Below are 16,989 nucleotides of genomic sequence, written 5' to 3' on the forward strand. Positions count from 1 at the left end.
TTCCCTCTAAATAGAGACTGAGGGGGGAATACAAATGAATCTAGTATTAATGGGTCTTCCTGGTGCTGGGAAAGGAACTCAAGCTGAACGTATTGTAGACAAATACGACATCCCTCATATCTCAACAGGAGATATGTTCAGAGCTGCTATGAAAGAAGAAACAGAACTTGGTCTACAAGCTAAGTCTTTCATTGATAAAGGAGAATTAGTTCCCGATGAAGTTACCATTGGTATTGTTCGTGAACGTTTAGGCAAGAATGATTGTCAAAAAGGTTTCCTTTTAGATGGCTTTCCAAGAACAGTAGCTCAAGCAGATGCGCTTGAAGGAATTCTAACAGACCTAAACAAACAGATTGATTATGTCATTAATATACAAGTTAATAAAGATATCCTAATGGAACGATTAACTGGTCGTCGTATCTGCAAACAATGTGGAGCAACTTACCACTTAGTATTTAATCCACCTGCTAACGAAGGTAAGTGTGATAAATGCGGTGGCGAGCTTTACCAACGCGCAGATGATAACGAAGAAACAGTAGCTAATCGTTTAGAAGTGAACCTTCAACAAACACAACCTCTATTAGACTTTTATAATGAAAAAGGTTATTTAAGAAATATAGATGGTGAACAGGATATCGATCTAGTATTTAACGACGTTGATCAACTGGTTGGAGGACTAGGTGCATGATCATTTGTAAGACTCAGCGTGAACTAGAAATTATGCGAGAAGCAGGACGAATTGTCGCTTTAACTCATCAAGAATTAATTAAACACATTAAACCTGGTGTAACGACGAAGGAACTGGATGTAATTGCCGAAAAATTTATTCGTGCACATGATGCAATTCCTTCATTTAAAGGGTATAATGGTTTCCGCGGAAGCATATGTGCTTCAGTAAATGAAGAGCTCGTTCACGGAATACCGGGTGATCGTGTATTAAATGACGGGGACATCATTAGTATCGATATTGGTGCGAAATATAATGGATATCATGGTGACTCAGCTTGGACCTATCCTGTTGGTAAGATTTCTGATGAAGCTCAAAGATTATTAGATGTTACTGAAGAATCTTTATTCAGGGGTCTTAAAGAAGCAAAGCCAGGCGATCGATTATCTAACATTTCTCATGCTATCCAAACATATGTTGAAGAGCATGGCTTCTCAGTTGTGAGAGAGTATGTTGGTCACGGTGTCGGGCAGGAGCTTCATGAAGATCCTCAGATCCCTCATTATGGTCCACCAAATAAAGGTCCTAGGTTAAAACCAGGAATGGTACTAGCGATAGAACCGATGGTTAATGCAGGTACCCGTTATGTAAGAACCTTGGAAGATGATTGGACTGTTGTAACAGTTGATGGAAAATACTGTGCTCATTTTGAACACACTATTGCTATTACTGAAGATGGTTTTGAGATTCTGACTAAGGCATAATCGATAGGTGACATTGCTTAAAATGATCCGATTATCGTTACCACGTGTGTTTAGTTGACTAAGCAAATTGTTTGATCAGCTATAAAAAATGCGCCAAGATAAGAGGGATATCGTTTTAGCTGACGGAGAAAGCGAGAGTTTTTCTTCATCACCAAGAATGATCTATTAGCGTATCTCCAGAAGTTCAGAACAGTATATTAGAAGCAGGTCGTGTGACAATTAGGTAATTAATCCTGAGTTTGTCGATGAGCAAGTTACTGATTTGAAGAAGGGAGAACAGTTCAATGGCGAAAGACGATGTAATTGAAGTAGAAGGAACTGTTGTTGAAACATTACCAAACGCAATGTTTAAGGTAGAACTTGAGAACGGTCATACGGTATTAGCGCATGTATCCGGAAAGATTCGCATGCATTTCATTCGTATTTTACCTGGAGACAAAGTTACGGTAGAATTATCTCCATATGATTTAACTCGTGGTAGAATTACGTACCGTTTTAAATAATTTAGCACTCCGTACTACTAAGGAGGTATTAAAATCATGAAGGTCAGACCATCTGTTAAACCGATCTGTGAGAAATGTAAAGTTATCCGCAGAAAAGGCAAAGTCATGGTTATATGTGAGAATCCTAAACATAAGCAAAAACAAGGTTAATATATAAGGAGGTGCAAGCATAATGGCTCGTATTGCAGGTGTTGATATTCCTCGCGACAAACGTGTTGTTATTTCATTAACGTATATTTTCGGGATCGGACGTTCTACTGCTGAAAAAGTTCTAGCTGAAGCTGGAGTTTCTGAAGATACTCGTGTACGTGATTTAACTGAAGAAGAGTTAGGGAAAATTCGTGATGTAATCGATAAGCTTAAAGTTGAGGGTGACCTTCGTCGTGAAATCTCTCTTAACATTAAACGTCTAATCGAGATCGGTTCATTCCGTGGTATCCGTCACCGTCGTGGCTTACCAGTTCGCGGACAAAACACGAAAAACAATGCTCGTACACGTAAGGGACCACGTCGTACAGTAGCAAACAAGAAAAAATAAGGTAAAAGGAGGTTAACCAATAATGGCACGTAAAACGAACACTCGTAAACGTCGTGTGAAAAAGAATATTGAAAGTGGTATTGCTCATATCCGTTCAACATTCAATAACACGATCGTTACTATTACTGATACTCATGGTAATGCAATTTCATGGTCAAGTGCTGGTGCGTTAGGTTTTAGAGGTTCTCGTAAATCCACTCCTTTCGCTGCACAAATGGCTGCAGAAACAGCTGCAAAAGCATCTATGGATCACGGTTTAAAAACTCTAGAAGTTACTGTTAAAGGACCAGGTGCAGGACGTGAAGCTGCAATCCGTTCTCTTCAAGCTGCAGGTCTAGAAGTAACTGCAATCAGAGATGTTACTCCAGTACCACATAATGGATGCCGTCCACCAAAACGTCGTCGTGTGTAAATTTTCTGTATAGATTTTGTATCCCTGTCAATAATGGGTTATGATACAGTATATAAGTTCTAGCAGAAACATTCTGTTGTTGTGCACATTCGGGAACTTTTGAATGAGGAATTTCGGTTAGACATGAATCTATAGAGTCTAGCCGGGGTTTCGACGTTTTGAAGGAGGGTTTATAGATGATAGAAATTGAAAAACCAAAAATCGAAACGGTTGAAATCAGCGATGATGCCAAATATGGTAAATTCGTCGTCGAGCCACTTGAGCGTGGATATGGTACAACTTTGGGTAACTCCTTACGTCGTATTCTTTTATCCTCACTCCCTGGTGCCGCTGTAACATCGATCCAAATAGATGGCGTACTTCATGAGTTTTCAACGATCGAAGGTGTTGTTGAAGATGTTACTTCGATTATCTTAAACATTAAAAAGCTTGCTCTTAAAATCTATTCAGATGAAGAAAAGACGCTTGAAATTGATGTTCAAGGCGAAGGTAGTGTAACTGCATCCGATATTACTCATGATAGTGATGTAGAGATTTTAAATCCAGATCTTCATATTGCAACTCTAGCTTCAGATGCTAGCTTTAGAATGAGGCTAACAGCTAAGCGCGGACGTGGTTATACACCAGCTGATTCAAACAAACGTGAAGACCAGCCGATAGGGGTTATTCCTATTGACTCTATCTTTACACCAGTAGCGCGTGTTTCCTACCAAGTAGAAAAAACACGTGTAGGTCAAGTTGCTAACTATGATAAGTTAACGTTAGATGTTTGGACAGATGGAAGTACAGGGCCGAAAGAAGCAATTGCTTTAGGTTCTAAGATCCTAACAGAACACCTTAATATCTTTGTAGGGCTTACTGATGAAGCTCAAAACGCAGAAATTATGGTTGAAAAAGAAGAGGATCAAAAAGAAAAAGTTCTTGAGATGACGATTGAAGAATTAGATCTATCTGTCCGTTCATACAACTGTTTAAAACGTGCTGGAATTAATACAGTGCAAGAGTTAGCTCATAAAACAGAAGAAGATATGATGAAGGTTCGAAATCTAGGTCGTAAATCTCTTGAAGAAGTTAAGGCAAAATTAGAAGAACTAGGTTTAGGTCTTCGAAAAGACGACTGATGACTAGTTTGTAAAAACTAGCATTTTCGTATGCTATCGGTAAAAATAGCTTGCCTCTATTAAATAACAACATACATTATACAACGAAGGAGGGGACATCTCATGTCATACAGAAAATTAGGCCGTACTAGTGCTCAACGTAAAGCAATGCTACGTGACTTAACTACTGACTTAATCATTAGTGAGCGCATTGAAACAACAGAAGCTCGTGCAAAAGAATTACGTTCTACTGTTGAAAAGATGATCACACTAGGAAAGCGCGGAGACCTTCATGCTCGTCGTTTAGCTGCAGCTTATGTACGTAATGAAGTAGCTGAAGTTGTATCTGTTACAACTGAAGAAGGTAAAGAAAAGGATAAGCCAAAATATGCTTTAGAAAAACTTTTCAGTGATATCGCTCCACGTTACGAAGACCGTCAAGGTGGTTACACTCGTATTATGAAACTTGGACCTCGTCGCGGAGACGGTGCTCCAATGGTCATCATTGAATTAGTTTAATAAGTTTCTTACAAGGGCGTGACAGTTTCATAACTGGATCAATGCCCTTTTTTTATAGGGAAGGAAAATACATTAATAGATTCATCATTAATCACTTTCCTTCCCTTGATGCTGTACGAAGAGCTGTGGTCATGATCACGTATAGAAAGATTAGGAGAGACGAGGATGGGTCAGACAATCATCGATGTTGAAAATATAACATTTCACTATCATCAAGAAGCTGCTCCTGCGTTAGAGAATGTATCTATACAGGTTAATAAGGGAGAATGGCTTGCTATTGTTGGTCACAACGGCTCAGGTAAATCAACTCTAGCACGTATATTAAATGGACTATATGTTCCTGATAAAGGAAAGGTTCGAGTATGTGGAATTGAATTATCTGAAGAGACGATTTGGGATATACGGAAACATGTTGGAATGGTTTTTCAGAATCCTGATAATCAATTTGTTGGCACCACTGTTAAAGATGATGTAGCCTTTGGATTAGAGAATCACGGAGTTGCTAGGGATGAAATGGTAAGGAGAATTGATTGGGCGACAAAAAAGGTTAGCATGGATCAATTTCTTGAACATGAACCGCATCATCTTTCAGGTGGACAAAAACAACGTGTTGCTATTGCAGGAGTCATAGCAGTTCAGCCGGATATCATTATTCTTGATGAAGCCACTTCAATGTTAGATCCATTAGGAAGAGATGAAGTTATTCAAACTGTTCGTGATCTTAATGCTCAAGGAACATTAACGGTTATCTCAATCACACATGATTTAGAGGAAGCATCTAAAGCCGATCGAATCATTGTAATGAATGGTGGTAAGAAGTTTGCCGAAGGAACTCCAGATGAAGTGTTTAAACTTGATGATGAGTTAGTTAAAATCGGTTTAGACTTACCATTTCCCCTACAGTTAAGCAAAAAGTTAAGAGATCAAGGTATTCCAATTAAGGGTAACCATTTGACTGAAGAAGGGCTGGTGGAAGAGCTATGGACATTACGTTCAAAGATGTAGAACATCGTTATCAAGCAAGAACCCCATTTGAACGACTTGCACTATATGATGTAAACCTTTCTATTAAAAAGGGAACCTATTTGTCCATTATAGGTCACACTGGCTCAGGAAAGTCCACCATTCTCCAGCATTTAAATGGGTTGTTAAAGCCTACTGTTGGTTCTGTTCAGATTGGTACTCACATTATTGAGGCAGGTAAAAAACAGAAGAACCTTAAGGAAGTAAGAAGGCTAGTAGGAATTGTATTTCAATTTCCTGAACATCAGCTTTTTGAAGAAACTGTTGAGAAAGATATAGCTTTTGGTCCAATGAATTTCGGTGTAAGTGAAGAGGATGCTTTTAAGAAGGCAAAGAAATCACTAGAAATAGTAGGATTACCTGAATCGATTTTACAGAAGTCACCGTTTGATTTAAGTGGTGGACAAATGCGGAGAGTTGCTATTGCTGGTGTTTTAGCTATGGGTCCTGAGGTTTTAGTTCTTGATGAACCTACTGCGGGTTTAGACCCTAAAGGTCGTAAAGAAATGATGGACTTATTCTATAGACTTCGTCGTGAGCAAAATCTAACGATTATTTTGGTTACTCACAGCATGGAGGATGCCGCAAAATATTCTGACGAAATTATTGTTATGCATAAAGGCACCATTGAAATGAGAGGAACTCCAAGAGAGATTTTTAGTCAAGGAGAGAAGCTTTCAGCATTAGGTTTAGATTTACCTGAAACAGTTAAACTCCAGCAAAAGCTTGCTGCAAAAGGAATACCTTTAGGTGATATTCCACTAACATTAGAGGAAACAGTTGATCAATTGACCTCTCTTATGAAAGAGGTGGGGCAGGTTTGATGAACAATATCATTATTGGTAAATATGTACCAGGCTCTTCTCTTATTCACAGAATGGATCCTAGGGCTAAATTAATCCTAATTTTTGCTTTTGTGTTTATTGTATTTATTGCCAATAATTTTCTCACTTATGCTCTATTGGGAGTTTTTACCCTCTTCGTTGTTATGATGACAAAGCTACCTCTTAGGTTTTTAATAAGGGGACTTAGACCTGTTTTATGGATTATTCTTTTTACCTTTATTCTGCATCTTATAGTGACAAAGGAAGGCGAAGTCTTGATTGACTTAAGATTTCTTAAGATTTATGAAGAGGGGCTAAAACAGGGTATATTTATTTCACTAAGATTTTTATATCTTATTTTAATTACCACTATACTAACTTTAACTACAACTCCAATTGAAATTACTGATGGTATGGAAAGTCTTTTAGGTCCATTTGGTAAACTTGGATTACCTGTTCATGAACTTGCTTTAATGATGTCGATTTCTTTAAGATTTATTCCAACATTAATGGAGGAAACGGATAAAATATTAAAAGCGCAAATGGCAAGAGGTGTAGACTTCACAGGAGGCCCTTTAAAGGATCGATTTAAGGCTGTTGTTCCTTTGCTTGTCCCTCTCTTTATTAGTGCCTTTAAAAGGGCTGAGGAGCTTGCTACAGCCATGGAAGCTCGTGGATATAATGGAGGAGAAGGACGAACAAAGTTGCGTCAGTTGAAATGGGGGTTAATGGATACCTCTCTTTTAGCACTCTTAGTAGTTTTAGGACTAGTCTTACTATATTTACGGGCATAGGAGCAAAAGATGAGAGTAAAATGCATTGTATCTTATGACGGAACACAATTCAGTGGATATCAGGTACAACCAAATAAAAGAACAGTTCAAAGTGAAATAGAGAATTCTCTATTAAAACTTCATAAAGGGCAGGCTGTTAGAATTTATGCGTCTGGTAGAACAGACGCACAGGTACATGCATTAGGCCAAGTTTTTCACTTTGATACAAATTTAACCATACCTGAGGGAAAGTGGCCATATGCATTAAACAGTTTGCTGCCAGATGATATATCAATTAAAGAGGCTGTATATGTAGATGATGATTTTCATTCTCGGTTTCATGCGCTAAAGAAAGAATATCGTTACCAAATTAATACTGCTAAGATCCAAGATGTATTTAAACGACATTATATGTATCATTTCCCATATCACTTAGATGTGGAGTTAATGAGGAAAGCATCTCAATATCTTTGTGGTACGCATGATTTCACGAGTTTTTGTGTAGCAAAAACAGAAGTGGAAGATAAAGTTAGAACCATATTTTCTATAGATATTGTTAAAGAGGAATCTGACATTATATTTTCTTTTATTGGAAATGGCTTTTTATATAATATGGTGAGAATTTTAGTAGGAACATTATTAGAGGTAGGCCAAGGGATAAGAACCCCTGAAAGTATATCTTCAGTAATAAAAGGAAGAGACAGGAGTTTAAGTGGAAAAACTGTCCCAGGTCATGGTTTATATTTATGGAAAGTTTACTATGACAACTAAACCAGGTGTAACATTCCCTTGACATTAGGTTATATACAGTATATTATATCTAATGGTATGTATTTCAACCCCACGAATAAGCCCCGGAAACTTATCGTGTTATGAAATAGAATAGGAACCATCTTTTATTTTAACTAACTAGGAGGAAGAAAATAATGCGTACAACGTTTATGGCAAACGCTGCAAATATCGAACGTAAATGGTACGTAGTAGATGCTGAAGGCAAAACTTTAGGTCGCCTTTCAAGTGAAGTTGCATCTATCCTACGTGGTAAGCACAAACCAACTTACACACCACACGTTGACACTGGAGATCATGTAATTCTAATCAACGCTGATAAAATTGAATTAACAGGTAAAAAATTAACTGATAAAATTTACTACCGTCACAGCCAATTCCCAGGTGGTTTAAAATCTAGAACTGCTTTGGAAATGCGTACGAACTATCCTGAGAAAATGCTTGAATTAGCAATCAAAGGAATGCTTCCAAAAGGTTCATTAGGTCGTCAAATGGCTAAGAAATTACATGTATATGCTGGTAGTGAACATCCACACCAAGCACAACAACCTGAAGTTTACGAACTTCGCGGATAATTATTAAGAGGAGGTAATTAATTTGGCACAGGTTCAATATTACGGTACTGGTCGTCGTAAAAGCTCAGTTGCTCGTGTACGTCTAGTTCCAGGCGAAGGCCGTATCGTTGTAAACAATCGTGATATTAAAGAATATATCCCATCAGCTGCACTTATCGAAGATATTAAACAACCATTACACTTAACTGAAACTGCAGGTAACTATGATGTTCTTGTTAATGTTTCAGGTGGTGGATATGCTGGTCAAGCAGGCGCTATCCGTCATGGTATCTCTCGTGCTTTATTAGAAGCAGATCCAGAATACCGTGCATCACTTAAACGCGCTGGTTTATTAACTCGTGACGCTCGTATGAAAGAACGTAAAAAATACGGTCTTAAAGGCGCTCGTCGTGCACCTCAGTTCTCAAAACGTTAATATTACGTTTCAAAGACTCTCAACCAATTGGTTGGGGGTTTTTTTATTTGTCTAATCGACAACTATCTGGGGGCAACTTTGCTAAATAAATTCTAAGCATAGTTTTTCTGCATATACAGCTTCTTTCAATTAAGCATACATTGTAATATCTTACTTGAAAGGAGCTGTTTCTTTTGTTTAGAGGCCCTGCTAAAAAAGTTGTTTATCCTACCAGAGTCAATGTAAGAGATGTATTCTACCCCCAAACGATTCAACATATTAAACCAGTTGAGACAATCGTTCGTCACAATTATATTAATCGTCACCAATCTTTATATCCTCATACTGTAAGAAATGTTGCGACAGTTAGAAATGTAACATTACCACCAAGGTCTTGGTTTGCTGGTAATAGTCCAGGAAGAGGTTTTACTGGTCCCCGACGTGGATTCTTCTAAATTCTGAAAAGAAGAACTATTCTTTATGAATGGTTCTTCTTTTTTTATATAACACTTCAATTAGTAAACAGTTTTATTCATTTCTTGGGAAATAATTTTTATTTCTCATTTCTTAATCTTAGCTGAAATTGGCAGCATTTTTACGAATGAGAAACAGGTAGTGATAAACAATACATATAAGGGAGGCATCTACTATGAATGAAATTATTTCTTTAAAGCAGAAGAGACATCAGAAAGAATTAAAATATGAAAGAAAGATGTTAAGAGAACTTTCTTTAACAGAGATTAAAGGAAAAATTGACGATTGTTTTGGAAGCTTTAATAGTAATTTTAAAAAATCAGTGGTTGAAGATGGTTGTATCGATTTTGCAATAGAGGCATTTTTACTCGGTGCCAAGTACAGTAAGTTTGGCTATTACGGTGAATCTATGCAATCAGCCCATAAAAGATGTCAATTAGAAGAAAAAAGATTAATCGATGATTTATTTGACTACTTTCTTACATGGGGCAAAGTAAAAGAAGGAGATCTATCCTTTGAAGAAATTCACTTAGCCTGTGAATATTATATTCATATTTGGTGGAAAGAAGGATATTTAAAAGGTGAAAAAAGATACAAATTAAGACTTCATTAGTTTCTAATAAGATTAATCATATTCCCATCGGTTGTCCCATATATTGAAATTGAGGACGAGCAGGAGGGAATAGGGATGGATAAAAAAATAAAATGGTTAAGCTTTATTGGGGGCTTTGTTTTATTACTTATACTATTTCAGTGGCAATTTTCGGATAACAAATCGTTTGAATCATGGAATTTACCGCTCACTGGTAAGGTGATTTATATTGACCCTGGTCATGGAGGACCAGATGGGGGGGCAGTTGGAAGTGATACCTTAGAAAAGGATATATCTTTAAGTATTTCGTTAATTATAAGAGATTACCTCCAAGAACAAGGTGCACTTGTATTGCTTACGAGAGAAGAAGATGTAGATTTAGCAGATGAAGATACCTCAGGATATAGTCGGAGAAAAGCCGAGGATCTAAAAAAACGGGTAAAGATAATAAATGAATCTGAAGCAGATTTATTTTTGAGTATTCATTTAAATGCAATTCCTTCAGCAAAGTGGAGTGGAGCTCAAACTTTTTATAGCGGAAGATATATTGAGAATGAAAATATTGCAAAGTATATACAAGATGAATTAAGAAGAAATCTTGAAAATACAGAGCGAGTTGCCAAGCCAATTGATGGAGTATATCTTCTTAAAAATCTTGAAAAGCCAGGTGCTCTAGTTGAAGTAGGGTTTTTATCAAATCCGCAAGAAGAAAAATTACTTCAGACCAAGAGTTATCAAGATAAAGTTGCTGCCTCTATCTATAATGGAGTTTTAAGATATTTTTCAAATGAGAAAAATCCTCCAGAATAATGAGCATAGCTAAGCCCTGATTTCTTACCTTATCAGAAAATTATGTTATACTGATGTAAACGACTTCATAATAAGGGTGGAATATTATGCTAAGAGAAGAAGCAATAAAAACAGCAATAGGAAAACTAGAAGATCCCTTCTTACATATATCATTAGAAGAATTAAATGCTATTGAGGAAATAAACATAAAGCAGGAAAAACAACATGTTAGCCTGAGAATAGGCATTTCAAAACTAAATACAGCAGAGCAACTTCAATTACAACAAAAGGTTGTTGCGATAGTAAAAGAGCTAGGAGCAGAATCAGTTGGACTTCGCTTTCACGAACTTTCTCAAGAAACAATTGCTGCCTATCAAGATACTAATGGAAATCAGTCAGATTCTTTATTATCCCCTGGAAATAAAACAACATTTCTTGCGATCGCAAGCGGTAAAGGTGGAGTAGGAAAATCAACAGTGTCGGTTAATCTTGCTGTATCTCTTGCACGTCTAGGGAAAAAGGTAGGATTAATAGATGCAGATATATACGGATTTAGTGTACCTGATATGATGGGAATAACAAAGAGACCTGCTGTTAAAGGTGAGAAAATCATCCCTGTTGAGAGATTTGGAGTAAAGGTTATTTCAATGGGATTTTTTGTGGAAGATAACGCACCTGTTATTTGGAGAGGCCCAATGCTTGGGAAAATGTTAAATAACTTCTTTAATGAAGTTGAATGGGGAGATTTAGATTATCTCTTATTAGACTTGCCTCCAGGAACAGGTGATGTTGCATTAGATGTTCACTCAATGCTTCCTTCATGTAAAGAAATCATAGTGTCAACGCCTCATCCTACTGCAGCATTTGTAGCCGCTAGAGCGGGGGCTATGGCATTACAAACTGATCATGAAGTAATTGGTGTTGTAGAAAATATGGCTTATTTTGAAAGTGCCAAAACAGGCGAAATAGAATATGTATTTGGCCGTGGCGGCGGTGAGAAATTAGCTGAAGAGTTAAGAGTACCCCTACTAGGGAAAATTCCTTTACAACAACCAGACTGGAATGACGAAGATTTTGCTCCATCTGTATATGCTGCAGACCATCCGATAGGAAAGATATACGATTCCATTGGACAACAATTGACTAAGTTAATTCCAGTTAAAGCATAAAAAAAGCGCTATATAAGCGCTTTTTTATTTTAACTTCCTCCACCGCCACTTTCTTCTCCACTTCCACCACTTTGTCCGCCGCCACCTTGCTCAGCTTCTTTGCCACCACCACTTTGTTGGCCTGCTTCTTCTGCTGCTTTTAACAGAGTTTCCTGAATTTGTGCCTTATATAGTGGACTAGAAAGGGTTTCTGTAATGACTTCTTGAAGATGTTTTCTGAATTCTTGACTTTTAGCAGCGGTAAGGAAATTCTTTTCCATTTCTGGATCTTTAAATACATCGATAAGCAATTTCTGATAGTCAGGATCTTTCATTAGTTCTTTAATAACCTTCTCGTGTTCATCCTTAATACTTGTAGCAAAGCTTTCTACAAATTTTGGATCTTCAAATACTTTTTGCCAAAATTTAGTTCCTTCTTCAGAAGTTAGCGTTGTTTTAATCGTTTCTTTCACAACGCTTTGGTCCATGATTAAGACCTGTTTCATTTCTTCATCTTTCATGACTTCCTGTAACGCCTTTTTCCCATCGTCTGTTTTTAATATATCAACAACCATCTTTTTAGTTTCCTCATAGTCCATCTGTGTGCCTGATTCTTCTCTTGGAGCACACCCAGACATAAAGATAAAAACAGCTAAAGTCATGAGGAGCGAGTATCTCTTCATGGTAATCCAAGCTCCTTTCTATTTGCGTGATACTATTTATATTTTGATTTAGATGAGAGAATTTATACGAGGAAAATCGTTACGTATGGCTTTTTTAATAAAGGATTGGTAAAATCATAAGGAGTAATATGATGGAGGATATATAAGTGAAAAGTAGAAATTGGGTTCGATTATTTTTAAGTACTTTGCTAGTTGGTGGAGTAGCTACAAGTATTATTGGCTTTCTCTTGAAATGGGAAGAATATAAAGAATTATTTATTACTTTTGATGTACTTGAGATTCTATCTGTTTTATTCTGGTTATTCGGAGTAGGTTTAATTTTTAGCGTTATATCTCAAATGGGTTTTTTCGCTTATTTAACCATACATAGGTTCGGGTTAGGAATATTTAGATCAACTTCTTTATGGAATATTGCTCAGCTCTTTTTAATTATTTTTGTTTTATTTGACCTAGTTTACTTCAGATATCAGTTATTCAGTAAAGAGAATGAAGCGTTAACATCTTATATCTTAATAGCAGGTTATGTCTTTATTGTTGGACTTATAGTTGCTTTCATGAAAAGAAAAGATACGAATAAAGAGGCATTTGTACCTGCTTTATTCTTTATGATTGTCGTAACTGTTATTGAATGGTTTCCAGCATTGCGCGTTAACGAAGAGGACTGGCTACTACTCATGCTTATTCCTATTCAAATCTGTAATGCCTACCAGTTATTAATGCTTCCTAAATTTCTTCAGCAAAAAAGGAGCTAACTCCCAGTTTAGGATCTAACTCTAAGGTAAAGGGATACAAATCACATGATTTGTATCCCTTTTATTTATAATGGCATTTTGAGGGATGATAATTAAACATAAAGGGGATGAAGACCAGAATTAGTGTGAGGAACAAGAGAAATGGTCTTCATAAGGGAGATGAAGACTAAAAGTAGTATGAGGAACGAGAGGAATGGTCTTCATAAAGGGTATGAAGACTAAAAGTAGTATGAGCAACGAGAGGAATGGTCTTCATAAGGGAGATGAAGACCAGAATTAGTGTGAGGAACAAGAGAAATGGTCTTCATAAAGGGGATGAAGACTAGAAATAGTATGAGGAACGAGAGGAATGGTCTTCATAAGTGAGATGAAGACCAAAAGTAGTATGAGGAACGTAAAAAATGGTCTTCAAAAGGAGATGAAGACCAAAGTCAGCATGAAGTCCAAGGGAATGGTCCTCATAAAAGTCATATAGATCTATAATTAATTAAGACTAACTTCAGCGCCTTCATACTGAAGCGGATAGTCCCATTATACATAACTTTAAATAAAGTAATCGCTCAACGCTTCTTCACATGAAACTAAGAAGAAACGCAATATACTTTAAAAAGAAACTATTTAACTTCAGAAGACTTTGTTTGAGCATTAGCAATTAATTCATCGACTGTAACATTTTTTAATCCTTTACTTCTTATTTCCTTAATAATTGTGGGAAGAGCCTCATTTGTTTGTTTAGCTGAATCAGATGCATGCAATAGAACAATATCTCCACCTTTAATAGAAGAAGTAGCGTTCTGTACAATTGCTTCAACACCAGGGTTGGTCCAATCATCTGAATCAACACTATAATGCACTACTGTATACCCTTGCTGTGAAGCAATTTTAAGAACATCTTTATTAAAGCCTCCACTTGGTGGGCGGAGCAATTTAATATCCTTTACACCAAGTTTAGTGAATACCTCTTGAGCCATGGATAGGTCTTTTCTCACTTCATTTGGCTCCAAATCTCGATAATCTTTGTAGTTATATCCCATGCTTCCAATCTGGTGCCCATCTTCTTTAATCCGTTTTACAACATCAGGATGTCTTTCAGCCCATGAAGCAGATAAAAAGAATGTGCTATTTTTTATGTTCTGCTTTTTTAATGTATCAAGAATACTCTCGGCTTTAACATCTCCCCAGCTTATATCAAAGGTTAAAGCAATTTCATTGTTTTTCGTTTCTCCTCGATAAATCGCTTTTGGGCCATCTGATGTTGAGAAAACAGGATAGTTTAATACATTCTCAACATATAGAATTCCGGCAGTGAAAAATGCAGCCAACATAATTAAGGCCAATTGTTTAATTTTCTTAATATGAAATACGTGAAATTGATTCATAACGGTCCTCCTCAGACAACATACTCTTGAGACAAGTCTATGCTTGGACTCTTATTTACATGATTAAAAATAAAATTATATAGAAAGAATGAGTAGGTAGGAGGAGAAATGAATGATCTACTACTTATTTCATGAGAAGGAAAGGCAAGAAATTGAGCAAATGTTAATAAGGGAGTTATCGGAATTAGATGAGCTTATATACATTAGAGCGTCACTCAGTGAGGGAAACTGTGTAAAAGAAAGAGCATTAAAAGAAAAAAGAGATATACTAGTAAATGTGATGTCTAAAATAACAAAAAAACTTTAATGATTTTGTTGACCTTCTTTCAAAATGGTGATATATTATAAAACGTCGCTGCTGAGCGACAGTGTTTATCTCTTTTATAAAAAAACTTTTTTAAAAAGATGGTTGACACTAACTTAGTTAAAATGTTATATTAATAAAGTCGCTTCTGAGAGAACGACATTAAATGATCTTTGAAAACTAAACAAAACCAAGCGTGCAAATGTTAATTTCGATTAACAAAAAAACGTACTATATAGTACAAACTTTTATGAGCTATATCAACTCTTTATTGGAGAGTTTGATCCTGGCTCAGGACGAACGCTGGCGGCGTGCCTAATACATGCAAGTCGAGCGAACCAATGGGAGCTTGCTCCCTGAGGTTAGCGGCGGACGGGTGAGTAACACGTGGGTAACCTGCCTGTAAGATTGGGATAACTCCGGGAAACCGGAGCTAATACCGGATAACATTTTGAACCGCATGGTTCGAAATTGAAAGACGGCTTTTAGCTGTCACTTACAGATGGACCCGCGGCGCATTAGCTAGTTGGTGAGGTAACGGCTCACCAAGGCGACGATGCGTAGCCGACCTGAGAGGGTGATCGGCCACACTGGGACTGAGACACGGCCCAGACTCCTACGGGAGGCAGCAGTAGGGAATCTTCCGCAATGGACGAAAGTCTGACGGAGCAACGCCGCGTGAACGATGAAGGCCTTCGGGTCGTAAAGTTCTGTTGTTAGGGAAGAACAAGTACCAGAGTAACTGCTGGTACCTTGACGGTACCTAACCAGAAAGCCACGGCTAACTACGTGCCAGCAGCCGCGGTAATACGTAGGTGGCAAGCGTTGTCCGGAATTATTGGGCGTAAAGCGCGCGCAGGCGGTTTCTTAAGTCTGATGTGAAAGCCCACGGCTCAACCGTGGAGGGTCATTGGAAACTGGGGAACTTGAGTGCAGAAGAGGAGAGTGGAATTCCACGTGTAGCGGTGAAATGCGTAGAGATGTGGAGGAACACCAGTGGCGAAGGCGACTCTCTGGTCTGTAACTGACGCTGAGGCGCGAAAGCGTGGGGAGCGAACAGGATTAGATACCCTGGTAGTCCACGCCGTAAACGATGAGTGCTAAGTGTTAGAGGGTTTCCGCCCTTTAGTGCTGCAGCAAACGCATTAAGCACTCCGCCTGGGGAGTACGGTCGCAAGACTGAAACTCAAAGGAATTGACGGGGGCCCGCACAAGCGGTGGAGCATGTGGTTTAATTCGAAGCAACGCGAAGAACCTTACCAGGTCTTGACATCCTTCGCTACTTCTAGAGATAGAAGGTTCCCCTTCGGGGGACGAAGTGACAGGTGGTGCATGGTTGTCGTCAGCTCGTGTCGTGAGATGTTGGGTTAAGTCCCGCAACGAGCGCAACCCTTGATCTTAGTTGCCAGCATTAAGTTGGGCACTCTAAGGTGACTGCCGGTGACAAACCGGAGGAAGGTGGGGATGACGTCAAATCATCATGCCCCTTATGACCTGGGCTACACACGTGCTACAATGGATGGTACAAAGGGCTGCAAGACCGCGAGGTCAAGCCAATCCCATAAAACCATTCTCAGTTCGGATTGCAGGCTGCAACTCGCCTGCATGAAGCCGGAATCGCTAGTAATCGCGGATCAGCATGCCGCGGTGAATACGTTCCCGGGCCTTGTACACACCGCCCGTCACACCACGAGAGTTTGTAACACCCGAAGTCGGTGGGGTAACCGTAAGGAGCCAGCCGCCTAAGGTGGGACAGATGATTGGGGTGAAGTCGTAACAAGGTAGCCGTATCGGAAGGTGCGGCTGGATCACCTCCTTTCTAAGGAAAATGGAGCACGCTTGGTATTTTGTTTAGTTTTGAGAGATCATATTGATCTTTCTTTACTATGTTCCTTGAAAACTAGATAACGAAAACAATTCAAGTAATTCACTGAGTTTAAACGCTTAGTTTAGTGATTCTCTTAATAATTGATTTAAACGACATCTT

At 38.1% G+C, this 16,989-nt stretch carries 22 protein-coding genes and 1 rRNA gene; 21 read left to right on the forward strand and 2 right to left on the reverse strand.

All coding sequences use genetic code 11. The features are described from left to right. Positions 1-34 precede the first annotated feature (34 nt). From LPC09_RS00825 to LPC09_RS00915, 18 genes are all read left to right on the forward strand, one after another. The gene (locus LPC09_RS00825; RefSeq protein ID WP_098798308.1) at positions 35-688 is read left to right on the forward strand and encodes an adenylate kinase; all 654 of its coding nucleotides are present in this window, start codon (positions 35-37) and stop codon (positions 686-688) included. Further along, a complete protein-coding gene (map, locus tag LPC09_RS00830) occupies positions 685-1,431 on the forward strand; it encodes a type I methionyl aminopeptidase (protein WP_098798307.1) in 747 nt (248 codons plus the stop codon). Before LPC09_RS00825 ends, map begins: the two co-directional genes overlap by 4 nt. Positions 1,432-1,715: 284 nt before the next feature. Next, positions 1,716-1,934: a translation initiation factor IF-1 gene (infA, locus tag LPC09_RS00840; protein WP_003348578.1), complete on the forward strand. Its 219-nt coding sequence runs from the start codon at positions 1,716-1,718 to the stop codon at positions 1,932-1,934. Between the two features lie 36 nt (positions 1,935-1,970). Beyond that, entirely contained in the window at positions 1,971-2,084 is a 114-nt protein-coding gene (rpmJ, locus tag LPC09_RS00845) for a 50S ribosomal protein L36 (protein WP_003156543.1), read from the forward strand. 22 nt (positions 2,085-2,106) lie between these two features. Further along, a complete protein-coding gene (gene rpsM, locus LPC09_RS00850) occupies positions 2,107-2,472 on the forward strand; it encodes a 30S ribosomal protein S13 (RefSeq protein WP_098798306.1) in 366 nt (121 codons plus the stop codon). A 22-nt stretch (positions 2,473-2,494) separates the two neighbouring features. Continuing rightward, positions 2,495-2,884: a 30S ribosomal protein S11 gene (rpsK, locus tag LPC09_RS00855; RefSeq protein WP_098798305.1), complete on the forward strand. Its 390-nt coding sequence runs from the start codon at positions 2,495-2,497 to the stop codon at positions 2,882-2,884. A 176-nt stretch (positions 2,885-3,060) separates the two neighbouring features. Further along, the gene (locus tag LPC09_RS00860; protein WP_098798304.1) at positions 3,061-4,005 is read left to right on the forward strand and encodes a DNA-directed RNA polymerase subunit alpha; all 945 of its coding nucleotides are present in this window, start codon (positions 3,061-3,063) and stop codon (positions 4,003-4,005) included. A 102-nt stretch (positions 4,006-4,107) separates the two neighbouring features. Continuing rightward, on the forward strand, positions 4,108-4,503 hold the full coding sequence (rplQ, locus tag LPC09_RS00865; protein ID WP_098798303.1) for a 50S ribosomal protein L17: 396 nt from the start codon (positions 4,108-4,110) through the stop codon (positions 4,501-4,503). 165 nt (positions 4,504-4,668) lie between these two features. Then, positions 4,669-5,508 (forward strand): energy-coupling factor ABC transporter ATP-binding protein, encoded by an 840-nt coding sequence (locus LPC09_RS00870; RefSeq protein ID WP_098798302.1) that lies wholly within the window; start codon positions 4,669-4,671, stop codon positions 5,506-5,508. Next, the gene (locus tag LPC09_RS00875) at positions 5,484-6,350 is read left to right on the forward strand and encodes an energy-coupling factor ABC transporter ATP-binding protein (protein ID WP_098798301.1); all 867 of its coding nucleotides are present in this window, start codon (positions 5,484-5,486) and stop codon (positions 6,348-6,350) included. The genes LPC09_RS00870 and LPC09_RS00875 overlap by 25 nt, the downstream gene beginning before the upstream one ends. Beyond that, a complete protein-coding gene (locus LPC09_RS00880; RefSeq protein ID WP_098798300.1) occupies positions 6,347-7,144 on the forward strand; it encodes an energy-coupling factor transporter transmembrane component T family protein in 798 nt (265 codons plus the stop codon). The genes LPC09_RS00875 and LPC09_RS00880 overlap by 4 nt, the downstream gene beginning before the upstream one ends. Before the next feature lie 9 nt (positions 7,145-7,153). Further along, positions 7,154-7,894 carry a tRNA pseudouridine(38-40) synthase TruA gene (gene truA / locus LPC09_RS00885; protein WP_098798299.1) on the forward strand — a complete coding sequence of 247 codons (741 nt, stop codon included), beginning with the start codon at positions 7,154-7,156 and terminating at the stop codon, positions 7,892-7,894. 155 nt (positions 7,895-8,049) lie between these two features. Beyond that, on the forward strand, positions 8,050-8,487 hold the full coding sequence (gene rplM / locus LPC09_RS00890; protein WP_098798298.1) for a 50S ribosomal protein L13: 438 nt from the start codon (positions 8,050-8,052) through the stop codon (positions 8,485-8,487). Between the two features lie 22 nt (positions 8,488-8,509). Then, positions 8,510-8,902, forward strand: coding sequence for a 30S ribosomal protein S9 (rpsI, locus tag LPC09_RS00895; protein WP_098798297.1), 393 nt, complete (start codon positions 8,510-8,512; stop codon positions 8,900-8,902). A 173-nt stretch (positions 8,903-9,075) separates the two neighbouring features. Further along, entirely contained in the window at positions 9,076-9,336 is a 261-nt protein-coding gene (locus LPC09_RS00900) for a CotD family spore coat protein (protein ID WP_176551138.1), read from the forward strand. 194 nt (positions 9,337-9,530) lie between these two features. Then, positions 9,531-9,968, forward strand: a complete 438-nt coding sequence (locus tag LPC09_RS00905; protein ID WP_098798295.1) for a DUF2521 family protein — start codon at positions 9,531-9,533, stop codon at positions 9,966-9,968. A gap of 75 nt (positions 9,969-10,043) precedes the next feature. Continuing rightward, positions 10,044-10,757, forward strand: coding sequence for an N-acetylmuramoyl-L-alanine amidase CwlD (cwlD, locus tag LPC09_RS00910; protein ID WP_098798294.1), 714 nt, complete (start codon positions 10,044-10,046; stop codon positions 10,755-10,757). 86 nt (positions 10,758-10,843) lie between these two features. Next, positions 10,844-11,905: an Mrp/NBP35 family ATP-binding protein gene (locus LPC09_RS00915; RefSeq protein ID WP_098798293.1), complete on the forward strand. Its 1,062-nt coding sequence runs from the start codon at positions 10,844-10,846 to the stop codon at positions 11,903-11,905. 29 nt (positions 11,906-11,934) lie between these two features. On the opposite strand, the gene gerD is transcribed toward LPC09_RS00915, so the two are convergent. After that, positions 11,935-12,567: a spore germination lipoprotein GerD gene (gene gerD / locus LPC09_RS00920; RefSeq protein WP_098798292.1), complete on the reverse strand. Its 633-nt coding sequence runs from the start codon at positions 12,565-12,567 to the stop codon at positions 11,935-11,937. 146 nt (positions 12,568-12,713) lie between these two features. On the opposite strand from gerD, the gene LPC09_RS00925 reads away from it, so the two are divergent. Further along, entirely contained in the window at positions 12,714-13,319 is a 606-nt protein-coding gene (locus tag LPC09_RS00925; protein ID WP_098798291.1) for a KinB-signaling pathway activation protein, read from the forward strand. Between the two features lie 614 nt (positions 13,320-13,933). Here LPC09_RS00925 and pdaB read toward each other — a convergent pair. Then, positions 13,934-14,698: a polysaccharide deacetylase family sporulation protein PdaB gene (gene pdaB / locus LPC09_RS00930; protein ID WP_098798290.1), complete on the reverse strand. Its 765-nt coding sequence runs from the start codon at positions 14,696-14,698 to the stop codon at positions 13,934-13,936. Between the two features lie 112 nt (positions 14,699-14,810). Here pdaB and LPC09_RS00935 point away from each other — a divergent pair, with 112 nt between their 5' ends. Both LPC09_RS00935 and LPC09_RS00940 read left to right on the forward strand, forming a co-directional pair. After that, positions 14,811-15,005, forward strand: a complete 195-nt coding sequence (locus LPC09_RS00935) for a hypothetical protein (RefSeq protein WP_098798289.1) — start codon at positions 14,811-14,813, stop codon at positions 15,003-15,005. 265 nt (positions 15,006-15,270) lie between these two features. Beyond that, a 16S ribosomal RNA gene (locus LPC09_RS00940) occupies positions 15,271-16,821 on the forward strand. Positions 16,822-16,989 lie beyond the last annotated feature (168 nt).

This window comes from Metabacillus sp. B2-18 (genome assembly GCF_021117275.1).
Lineage (GTDB): Bacteria > Bacillota > Bacilli > Bacillales > Bacillaceae > Metabacillus.

What these genes read in the sequence shown, in the direction of transcription:
- rplM (WP_098798298.1), top strand. Translation starts at nt 8,050, where the DNA reads ATGCGTACAACGTTTATGGCAAACGCTGCAAATATCGAACGTAAATGG.
- truA (WP_098798299.1), top strand. Translation starts at nt 7,154, where the DNA reads ATGAGAGTAAAATGCATTGTATCTTATGACGGAACACAATTCAGTGGA.
- LPC09_RS00860 (WP_098798304.1), top strand. Translation starts at nt 3,061, where the DNA reads ATGATAGAAATTGAAAAACCAAAAATCGAAACGGTTGAAATCAGCGAT.
- LPC09_RS00870 (WP_098798302.1), top strand. Translation starts at nt 4,669, where the DNA reads ATGGGTCAGACAATCATCGATGTTGAAAATATAACATTTCACTATCAT.
- LPC09_RS00825 (WP_098798308.1), top strand. Translation starts at nt 35, where the DNA reads ATGAATCTAGTATTAATGGGTCTTCCTGGTGCTGGGAAAGGAACTCAA.
- rpsK (WP_098798305.1), top strand. Translation starts at nt 2,495, where the DNA reads ATGGCACGTAAAACGAACACTCGTAAACGTCGTGTGAAAAAGAATATT.
- LPC09_RS00935 (WP_098798289.1), top strand. Translation starts at nt 14,811, where the DNA reads ATGATCTACTACTTATTTCATGAGAAGGAAAGGCAAGAAATTGAGCAA.
- rpsM (WP_098798306.1), top strand. Translation starts at nt 2,107, where the DNA reads ATGGCTCGTATTGCAGGTGTTGATATTCCTCGCGACAAACGTGTTGTT.
- cwlD (WP_098798294.1), top strand. Translation starts at nt 10,044, where the DNA reads ATGGATAAAAAAATAAAATGGTTAAGCTTTATTGGGGGCTTTGTTTTA.
- rpmJ (WP_003156543.1), top strand. Translation starts at nt 1,971, where the DNA reads ATGAAGGTCAGACCATCTGTTAAACCGATCTGTGAGAAATGTAAAGTT.
- LPC09_RS00915 (WP_098798293.1), top strand. Translation starts at nt 10,844, where the DNA reads ATGCTAAGAGAAGAAGCAATAAAAACAGCAATAGGAAAACTAGAAGAT.
- rplQ (WP_098798303.1), top strand. Translation starts at nt 4,108, where the DNA reads ATGTCATACAGAAAATTAGGCCGTACTAGTGCTCAACGTAAAGCAATG.
- map (WP_098798307.1), top strand. Translation starts at nt 685, where the DNA reads ATGATCATTTGTAAGACTCAGCGTGAACTAGAAATTATGCGAGAAGCA.
- pdaB (WP_098798290.1), bottom strand. Translation starts at nt 14,698, where the DNA reads ATGAATCAATTTCACGTATTTCATATTAAGAAAATTAAACAATTGGCC.
- LPC09_RS00875 (WP_098798301.1), top strand. Translation starts at nt 5,484, where the DNA reads ATGGACATTACGTTCAAAGATGTAGAACATCGTTATCAAGCAAGAACC.
- gerD (WP_098798292.1), bottom strand. Translation starts at nt 12,567, where the DNA reads ATGAAGAGATACTCGCTCCTCATGACTTTAGCTGTTTTTATCTTTATG.
- infA (WP_003348578.1), top strand. Translation starts at nt 1,716, where the DNA reads ATGGCGAAAGACGATGTAATTGAAGTAGAAGGAACTGTTGTTGAAACA.
- LPC09_RS00905 (WP_098798295.1), top strand. Translation starts at nt 9,531, where the DNA reads ATGAATGAAATTATTTCTTTAAAGCAGAAGAGACATCAGAAAGAATTA.